The sequence below is a fragment of the Devosia faecipullorum genome, from assembly GCF_015158295.1.
GTDB lineage: Bacteria > Pseudomonadota > Alphaproteobacteria > Rhizobiales > Devosiaceae > Devosia > Devosia faecipullorum.
Map to the genome: position 1 here is coordinate 1 of NZ_JACDXV010000014.1, position 8,189 is coordinate 8,189.

Sequence of the window (8,189 nt, forward strand, 5' to 3'; positions counted from 1 at the left end):
GCTCGGCAGGCTTTTTGGTGCTCGGGGATTTAGCAGTCATCTTGGTTCCTTCGTCAGACGACGAGACCAAAACACTCCTTAAAGCTCAACCCTCAATCTGTGCCATGGGCGCTGACGGGGAACAGTTCGCCGTGTCAGGTCGGCTCTGGTCTTTATTGACGACCAGAGCCCGGCTAAGGGCAGTCACGCGGAATACCCACAGATTCTGATAGAAGTCTGCACGGACGAAGCAGGCAAGAAATGCGTCCGCGCGGTGCCGGGGCAAGATGGCTATGATCCGGCCTTGCCCATTGATCGCTGCCCTCTAGCAGTTCGATCGGCCGCCCTAGGCACGAGGTTCCGCGGGCGAGTAAACATTCGCGAAGACGGAAGTTTGGGCGGCCATCACAGCTACCCCTATGCACTCATCGACTGATAGCACGAAGTATAATCATAGCGGAATAGTATCACTTTCCCAGAATCCAATATGGTGGGTTGTAGATCGCCAATGGCAATTTTGGCAGCCACGCCATCGGTTGAAGAAATCGGCCGCCTGCTGAGCATTTGATGCGGCGGTAAATTAGCCCGCTTGGAATCAGGCCTTGGAATTAGGCCCTGCCGTGCAGACCGCTGACACTCGGAGCCGCCTGAAGTCAGCTACAGCTTTGACGTGGCTATGTGGAAGATCGAAGCCTGTAATGCTCTACGCCAAGGTAAGTGCCTTGAACTCCGATATGACGGCTTCACGCGCATCGTGGAGGTCCACGCTGTCGGGACCAGCGAAGAGGGCCACGACCTTATGCGGGTCTGGCAGGTCCGCGGCGGTAGCGTAAGCAAAGAGCGCACCGGCTGGAAACTGCTCCGTCTCGATGAAGCATTCGGAGCCAACGTTACCAACGAAAAGTCCGAGGCGCCCCGTAATGGCTACAAACGCGGGGACAAGGCCATGCGGCTCATAGACTGCGAGGTTTAGTAGGGAACCGAAAATCAACCGCAACGGAGCGTCATCTATGGCCACCTACGTATTCACATACGACCTGATCAAGCGGAAGGACTACCCCAAACTGTGGGAAGAGCTAGAGCGGCTAGGCGCTCATCGCGCCCTGAACTCGTTTTGGCTTATCAACGTGGACAATACGGCCAAGGAGCTTCACGACCACCTGCGGGAATTCGTGGATAGCGACGACCTAACTTGGGTCTCCGAGTTGACCAAGAATCACGGCTACACCGCAAAGAAAGGCACTAACGCGTGGCTGAAGGAAAATCCACCAGAGCGATAACGCGGTTGCGACCCTGCACCGAGCCGCCGCGCGAGAAGAAACGCACCTGATCTGCGCAAATCCCTAATTCATGAATTTCGGCAAGCGCGCCTTGATCGTGCGGACGTGCTTCCCGAACTTGCTCAATATGATCGCCTGACCACGTTGCAGGCGCTTGAACCGATCCGGGCCGACCAAAAATTCTCTGGTCATGCGAACCGAGCCGGCGCCGGTCGGTTTGTTGCCGACAGTCTGTGCTGTCATTTCCGGCTTGGCGTAAGTGCCCGCGATCTGCGCCGCAAGTTCGGCGTCGTCAGGGCTGTTAAGACGGTGCACGATCACGGTATTGATGGACGCCAGAATCTGGTTGCGGAAAGCCTTGCCGTCGATGCCTTCGACGCTTTCCAGATCAGCGAAACTTTGCCCCAAAAGGACCACCCTGGCTTCAAAGCCGCGGCCTTGGTTGACGAGAGAAAGGATCTGTTTCCCGGAATAGGTCGACAGCTCGTCAAGTACGATTAGCAACGACTCGCGGCCTCTGGCCAATGTCAGCCTTATGTCGTTGATGACGAGTTGGCCAAGGTCTTTCGAGAAGTCCCCATGGGCCAGCGCCGGCAATGAGAAATAGGCAAAGGCGCCATATCCGCGAGCTTCAGACAAGGTGAGTACGGGTCGGCCGCCGCGCGTGTCGAACAGTGGGGCAAGCGAAGACTGGGTGAGGTTCTTGATGGTCCCGATGAGACTTTCGACACCCGCCTCTTCCGCCGCACGCTGACCTTGGACCTCCAGCAACAAGGCCTGCGCATTTGGAATCCTGTGCTTGTTCTTCCGGATGGCTGCCGTCATCGCATTGACGCTGAGCAGGTTCCCAAGGGTCAGCAGGTCCAACGGCTCTCCAATCGCCATGGCGACTTTGACCGCCGTTTGCATGTACCCTTTCTGCAAGACTTCATAATACGGCTCGGTGTACGGCCGGAGCGACGTAATCAGGTTGGCCAGCGCGGTAAAGTCGCCGGCTGAAACAGGGTTGTATGCGCAGGCGTCGTCCAGTTTGCCACCGAGCTCGTGATGGAAAAGAAACGCTGGCCGCCCCAATTGCTCGGCATAGGCCTTCAACCTTCGGCCGAGGTCGATATCACCCTTCCCGTCCAGAAAGACGACAGGGTAGCCACGCTGGAGATGCGACACGATAATATTTGATCCGGTGACCGTCTTCCCCGAGCCCGTCGCGCCGACAATCAGCACATGATGGTTAGCATCGCGGTCGCTCAAGACCACGTCCTTCCCGGTCTCCGGGTCGATACCCAGGGCGCTCCCTTCATCGTAGGCTTTGGAAGATGAGGCGGTTAGCTTTGACCGGATTCGAGCAATAGGCGCGGGCGAAGGTAGCTTTTCATCAGTGTATGGTGAGCTGTTGCAATGGTCCTGCAGGAACAAGCGGGCGCCGCTTCCGATAGCCAGACCAAGGACCACAGCGGAAGGGGCGATATCGGTCCGGTACGTCAAACCAATCCAGCCCTGCACCACATCATCAGCCGACGAAATGACTGCGTATCCCGCATATAAAGCAGGCATGAAGTGCCCCAGGACGATGAGTGCCGCGAGGGCCACCAAGCCAAACAGCAGCTGGGCAAGTGCATTGCTGGAGCGCCCCGTCGCCCAGGCAATCAACCAGGGGATTGCGGCCCCAAAAATGGCTACCGGTCCCATGGAGATAAAGGCGACCAATGCCGCAACTAGCAACAGGCCTCCCAACACAAGAGTGGCATCGTCGGTCGGGCGAGAATTGAGGTTACTCATGATGAACTCCAGAATTTGAGGGAGATGGTTTTGCGGTGCGTCGCGAGGGCGGCGTCCACTTGACGATTTTGATGTGGGAATGATCGGCGGCAGCGCGGGTCAGAACGGGCCGCATCGCCTCGTCGATGATGACGTACCAAACCTCGTCCAGAGCCAGGTTCGAGGCATGGATGGAGATGATATCTGTCAGTCGCCGCTGTGACTTTTGTGTCAGCTCCAGCTCAATGCCGACGTGACGGCCATCTTTGAGATGCAGGAGCCCGTCCGGCAGATGGCCCCTGACGGCATCGGGTTGCGCGAGAAGCTGCCGTTCCGTTTCAAAAGCCACGCCGAAACGGCGTTCCAGTGAAAGGGCCAGATCGGGCAGCAGACCATCATGGCGAAATGTTCCCGCCCGAATTCCGGTCATGGGCGGGATGGTGTCACCAATGAGACGGCAACCCGCCATGGTCACCACCAGGGGGCGGTTGGTCATGATGCCCAGCTCAATGCGCTTGAGGAGGCCCGCCGCAATCAGCTTCCGCACACGCCGGGCGGCCGTCGAAAAGTCCACCCGCCAGAACTCCGCAACCTGCTCAACGCGCATAAACCCGAAGGCATTGATCCGGCTCAGCAGCTCGGCATCCCTTTCTGTCACTTTCATCTTCTTCACTTCCTGTCTTTCTTCCCGCATGCCCACCACATTCAGCAGTCATTTTCCTCTGCCGCCGCCACACCTCTCTGAGCCGCCGGAGCCTTGATCCTGACCCCGTACACGTCCTTGTGGGTGCGGGGTCAGGATCAAGGAGGAGGCGGTGGCCCTGTGTTTTCGGGGTGCGCGGCGGCAATGGCTGCCCACCACTGGTGGGCACCTCGATGGGCAGGCGGTCGTCTTGATTTTCTGCTATTGGGACGGCTGGTCAGCGTCCGGAGGCTTAGCCGCTTCCGCGTTAGCGTCGGGCCGAAGAACCGTGCCGACCAGGCGCAAAATCTGGGCATGAAGGTCAGCGTTGCGGGACTGCTCCTGGGCTAAAGCAGCGGCCAGGGCCTCGTGCTTCGCCATAAGTTCCATGCGGTCGATCTGTCCCGCTGCTGATGCTCGCATTTCATCGCGCAGGGCGGTCTCGGTTTGACGAGACATGGCGAGGTCATGCCGGTTGGCCTCAAGATCAAGGCGTAGCTGTTCCGCTGCCGCACGATGCTGGTCCCGCTCCATTTCAGCGGCGGCAAGACCAGCGAGCAATGCATCACGATGCTCTTCCGCTTCGGTCATTCGCGCAAAAAGTTCGGCGCGGTCCGCCTCTGCCGCTTCCAGCTTTTCCGAAGCCTCTGCCTCCGCCTGCATGGCCTTGGCGAGAGACCCCTCAAGCAACTCAATCTGGATGCGGCTGTTTTCTTCGCTGCGCTGAAGGGCCAGCCCCTGGTCGGTGACGATGACACTAAACGCGGCTTTCATGTCCTCGATAAGGGCCGCCGCCGCCGATGCCAGGTCACGCCGCTTCTTGTCCACTTCAAGGTGAAGGTCGTCGACATGCGTCAGCAGCCCAGCAATCTCCCTGGAGGGAGGCTCGTTTTCTTCAGCAGCAGACTTCTCAAATTCCTTGGCTTTCCGGCCGGCGCGCAGTTCAGAGAGAACTTGCTGCGCAACGCCACGTCCGCAGATCCCAGCCGCCACCACGGCATCGATCACCACCCCGGCCGGCGCGTCCTGACCGTCGGTCGCGAGCTTCTGCTCAATCTGCGTGATGCTTTTGCCGATCTGCCCACGATCATATGCCATGACACACCTCGATTCCGGTTTTTCGATTTTTTGGATTTTCGGTTTTAGAGCCGCTTGAGCGTCATTGGAGGCTCAGCAGATAAGCGACGGCCATTGCAAAGATCAGCCAGGAGAGGTGGGCGATTGGCAGCCATGACTCGATCTCGGCAGCTGTCTCGATCAAGACTTGCCGGGAGGGCTTGAAATAGTACGCAACCCGGAAGGCACAGAAGAGCAGGCTGCACCACAGAAACCAACCAAAGTTGCGCACCAGTAGGGCGCCACTATCCTCCGACAGCTGGTCAAAGAGCGCGCCTGTCAGAAGTTTCGCTCGCAAGCAGCCGTAGTCCGGCGCTCCCTCGAAGCAGAGGATGGAGTCGCCAGCTTCGAAGTGAAGCAGGATCGGCAGCAGACGGATGGGAACTTCGCCGGACCAGGCTCCCCCTGCATTACCCACATAATCCAGCCGCGGTAGCCCGATGAGCAGGACCGCCATACCGGCGATAGTCACCAGCGCCATAAAGAGTGCCGAAACAAGTTTTTGAACGCTTTGCATTTTGGTTTTCCATTTTTTAGCCAGCAGCAGGCCGCACGGCGGCCATGGGACCGCCGCCGGAGCTGCGCTGATCGGTTGTTCAGGAAGATGGGACCGCTTGCATGGCCCCTGGGGTGAGGAGCTGCTAGCCCTCGACGACTTCGAAATGCTCTTCGATCACGTCGTCCATATCCTCGGCCTCGAGGATTACCAGAGCCTCATCATTGCTGATGAGCTTGATGCCCTCACCCGGGACTTGCCCACCCACACCATCGCGCCCCCACATCGAGAAGGCATTGCCGCGTCCGGCGAGGAACCATTGTCCCGATGCCGTGCGGAAGAGCCCCGTCTCGTGCCAGCGGAAGTCACCGCCGTAAGCCGTGCAACGGATGTCGCACACATGCTCGGCCGTGTTCGTGTCGAACACGCGTCTGCCGATTATTTTTCGCATCGAAATTCCTTTCCGTTCTGGTTTCGATGCTGGGATTAAGGGCACCGAATCCTGACCGGGTCAAGGGCTTTTTCACTGCGATATCAATGGTTTAGCTTCATGGATTGAAACCACTATCCTTGGGAAACGGAAAGGATAAAGACCTCAATCCTTACCTCTATCCTGGCGCCGAGCATGGATAGATGCCTCTATCCTTACGGATTGAGCGCCGTCCGCGTTAACGGAAAATTAACTATGATTTCTGGAAATCGGGCGCAATGCCCCTCGCCCGGTCCGGTATGGGCCAGGAGCGACGCCACCATGGAATGGCGGACCAGTAAACATAGCGCATTTTGGACGGGCGTTCCCCTCGCCTCCCCAGTCCATCCTGCTCCTTTTCCGCGCGGGATACGCCGCGCGGCCCCGGCCATGCCGGGGTCCAAAAGTCGCCGCCAGATGGATCGTGGGCCCTGCTCGGTGACAGCGGTGTTGGCTCTTCGCCCCTGCGGGCTCATCCCCGGCCTGCCAAGGCAGGGCCGAGGATGAGACAGCGTATCGAGCCACCACCGCTGTAAACGCGCCATCCGACATCGGGTAAGTCTACGGCCCGCACGCAGCGAAAGCTGCGGAAAGCTTTAACATGCCGATGTACCAAATGTACCCACCGATGTATCCAGAATGGGCAATGAAACCGGGCTCTCTTCGAACGCCTTGGAAACCTCCGCACTCAGGATGCCCCGGCTGAGAGTCCCTCTCTCTCCGCCAGTTATTTTATGTAAGTTGTTGAATTTATTGTGATTTTTTGCGATCGTAAAGTCCAGCCCATCAATTGCTAAGCGCTTGAATCCAACGAGGTTTTGAATAACCTTAATTGCGATGATCTGAGATCAAATGATTCTGTCTTGGATTGCTCCCCGGCTTGTCGCCGAATTTAAATTGAATTTGCGCATGACGCGCTGTCCCTAATCGCCCGCTAGGGCGACGAGGTACGCATGTCACGTCGCGAGAAAAATCACCCCATCACGCTTGATCTCTTCAACGCATCGATGCCGCCAGCCGGCGACCCGGATGCGTTGCGAAGCGCAAGGGCACCTCATCAAGGGGTGGAGAACACGCCATCTGCTGCAGTGGCAGATGCAGAGCTTAAGTCCCGCCATCGACAGCGCCGTGAAAATCGCCGCCGGGCACACGCCGAGTATCCTTCCCGTAGCTTACGCTCCGTTGCTCCGCCAGAAGAGGCTCACCAATCACCTGGCGAAGCCTTCTTATCTGTTCGGAAGTTGGCTGGTCGCTGGTGTGTGTCAGTTGCAACCGTATGGCGCTGACATTCGCTCCATATGATCCCCTCGCCCATCAGCCTAGGGCCAGGCACGACGAGACGGCGCTAAACGGAAATAGAAGCATACGAAGCCGTTCTCTCTAACGAGGGCGGTGCGCGATGAGTATGCCCGCGCCTGCAAAGGCTTTCCGCATCCGCCATAACCCGCGGAAGGCAAAGTCCCACCGAGTATATTCGGAGAAGGACGTGCTCGAGCTCTATGGCGTGTGCCCAAACACGCTACGAAATTGGCGACGGACTGGTCTCGCCTCAATCAGCGGATTGAAACCAAGCCGGTATCTCGGATCCGATCTGAATCGCTTTCGCGCCGAGCGAGCAAACGCTGCAAAGCGCAAGCCGGTCGCTTCAGAGCTGTATTGCCTGCCGTGCGGCAGCCAGCAGGATATGGCGGGTCGGGTGGTGGAATTTTCCAGTCACAGCGGAAGTGCAGGACGGCTGACGTGGACCTGCCCGACTTTTGGGCACGCCGCCAGGCTGACCATCGGGCCGACCACTTTGGAGCGACTTGAAGCGCATGGGGTGTTCATCCAGCGCTGAAGCAAAATCACTAATAGTCAGATCTTCTCCTGCGCTGGTTGCGCTTTCACGGACAAAGTCCCTGGAAAATGGACCCACAAAATCTCGAGATGCGCTTTCAGTATCAAATTTACCTCAAAGAGGCAGAAGGACTGAGTGAAAAGACCATCGACGCGGTCGTCGCTGCCATTGCCGAATTCGAAGAGCACGTGGGCTATCGGCCTTTCACAAAGCTGCACCGGCGTCACTCTGAGAGCTTCAAAAGCACCTCATGTCTCGCGACTGAACCGCGCCGGGTTTGCCGGAGGCTGTTTGGTCTAAGTTATGCGGCCATGGCCGATTGATCCAGTGCGGCGTAGTAATTTGCCTCGGCTTCCGCCGGTGGGATGTTTCCGATTGGCTCGAGCAGGCGCCGGTTGTTGAACCAGTCGACCCATTCAAGCGTGGCGAACTCTACCGCTTCATAGCTGTCCGTCGTCAGATCATTTGGCGCAGTTTGGGTCTTGGATTAGCGGAGTATCGGCCTCGTCTTTGGGTTGATGTTATGCGGCGAGCTTGCGGTGCTGCAAGCGCCGATGCTGGATGGTTTGTCG

The 8,189-nt window shown here is 58.1% G+C and carries 7 protein-coding genes and 1 pseudogene; 2 read left to right on the top strand and 6 right to left on the bottom strand.

All coding sequences use genetic code 11. The features are described 5' to 3' along the window. Positions 1–989: 989 nt before the first annotated feature. Positions 990–1,259, top strand: coding sequence for a CRISPR-associated protein Cas2 (locus H0482_RS16305; protein WP_193731098.1), 270 nt, complete (start codon positions 990–992; stop codon positions 1,257–1,259). Between the two features lie 63 nt (positions 1,260–1,322). On the opposite strand, the gene H0482_RS16310 is transcribed toward H0482_RS16305, so the two are convergent. The 5 genes from H0482_RS16310 to H0482_RS16330 form a co-directional block, all read right to left on the bottom strand. After that, positions 1,323–3,038: a type IV secretory system conjugative DNA transfer family protein gene (locus tag H0482_RS16310; protein WP_193731099.1), complete on the bottom strand. Its 1,716-nt coding sequence runs from the start codon at positions 3,036–3,038 to the stop codon at positions 1,323–1,325. Continuing rightward, entirely contained in the window at positions 3,031–3,711 is a 681-nt protein-coding gene (locus tag H0482_RS16315; RefSeq protein ID WP_193731100.1) for a hypothetical protein, read from the bottom strand. The genes H0482_RS16310 and H0482_RS16315 overlap by 8 nt, the downstream gene beginning before the upstream one ends. A 210-nt stretch (positions 3,712–3,921) precedes the next feature. Continuing rightward, the gene (locus tag H0482_RS16320) at positions 3,922–4,797 is read right to left on the bottom strand and encodes a coiled-coil domain-containing protein (protein ID WP_193731101.1); all 876 of its coding nucleotides are present in this window, start codon (positions 4,795–4,797) and stop codon (positions 3,922–3,924) included. Between the two features lie 61 nt (positions 4,798–4,858). Next, positions 4,859–5,332: a hypothetical protein gene (locus H0482_RS16325; protein WP_193731102.1), complete on the bottom strand. Its 474-nt coding sequence runs from the start codon at positions 5,330–5,332 to the stop codon at positions 4,859–4,861. Between the two features lie 124 nt (positions 5,333–5,456). Next, complete coding sequence (locus tag H0482_RS16330) at positions 5,457–5,762, bottom strand: hypothetical protein (RefSeq protein ID WP_193731103.1); 306 nt, start codon at positions 5,760–5,762, stop codon at positions 5,457–5,459. A 1,504-nt stretch (positions 5,763–7,266) separates the two neighbouring features. Between H0482_RS16330 and H0482_RS16335 the strand changes: the two genes are divergently transcribed. After that, positions 7,267–7,617: a MerR family transcriptional regulator gene (locus H0482_RS16335; RefSeq protein ID WP_193731104.1), complete on the top strand. Its 351-nt coding sequence runs from the start codon at positions 7,267–7,269 to the stop codon at positions 7,615–7,617. 301 nt (positions 7,618–7,918) lie between these two features. On the opposite strand, the pseudogene H0482_RS16340 reads toward H0482_RS16335, so the two are convergent. Then, positions 7,919–8,059: pseudogene (locus H0482_RS16340) on the bottom strand (IS3 family transposase); the annotation flags it as partial. Between the last annotated feature and the right edge of the window lie 130 nt (positions 8,060–8,189).

Coding starts and splice junctions, on each gene's coding strand:
- H0482_RS16315 (WP_193731100.1), bottom strand. CDS start 3,711: ATGCGGGAAGAAAGACAGGAAGTGAAGAAGATGAAAGTGACAGAAAGG.
- H0482_RS16310 (WP_193731099.1), bottom strand. CDS start 3,038: ATGAGTAACCTCAATTCTCGCCCGACCGACGATGCCACTCTTGTGTTG.
- H0482_RS16325 (WP_193731102.1), bottom strand. CDS start 5,332: ATGCAAAGCGTTCAAAAACTTGTTTCGGCACTCTTTATGGCGCTGGTG.
- H0482_RS16330 (WP_193731103.1), bottom strand. CDS start 5,762: ATGCGAAAAATAATCGGCAGACGCGTGTTCGACACGAACACGGCCGAG.
- H0482_RS16305 (WP_193731098.1), top strand. CDS start 990: ATGGCCACCTACGTATTCACATACGACCTGATCAAGCGGAAGGACTAC.
- H0482_RS16320 (WP_193731101.1), bottom strand. CDS start 4,797: ATGGCATATGATCGTGGGCAGATCGGCAAAAGCATCACGCAGATTGAG.